Genomic DNA, 268 nt, shown 5'->3' with positions numbered 1-268 from the left:
CCGAACCGGGCGCCCGTCATCCAAGTACACGCGGACATCCTCTGTGCCGAGGTTGATCGGCCGCCCCGAGGTATTGAACGCGGCCAACGCGAAATAGAGCTTGCTACCGGCGTTGTAGCGCACCGGCAGGAGCATGACTGAGCCCGAGGGACCGTTAGACACCATGGCGGCATTGCCGCGCGAGAACCGCACGCCTACCCCATGCTCAGCCGTCGGGATCATCCGGTATTCGGGGACGGCGGTGGCGCAGCCAGCGAGTCCGAGACCG

General features: G+C 66.0%; 1 protein-coding gene. It reads right to left on the bottom strand.

The genetic code is table 11. From position 1 onward, the window contains the following. Positions 1-222: hypothetical protein (locus CVH10_RS26875; protein WP_219924931.1), on the bottom strand; the 222-nt coding region annotated here is incomplete at its 3' end. Positions 223-268 lie beyond the last annotated feature (46 nt).

The sequence above is a fragment of the Halomonas sp. ND22Bw genome (assembly GCF_003011945.1).
Classification (GTDB): domain Bacteria; phylum Pseudomonadota; class Gammaproteobacteria; order Pseudomonadales; family Halomonadaceae; genus Halomonas; species Halomonas halophila.
This window is presented reverse-complemented; position numbering and strand designations above follow the sequence as displayed.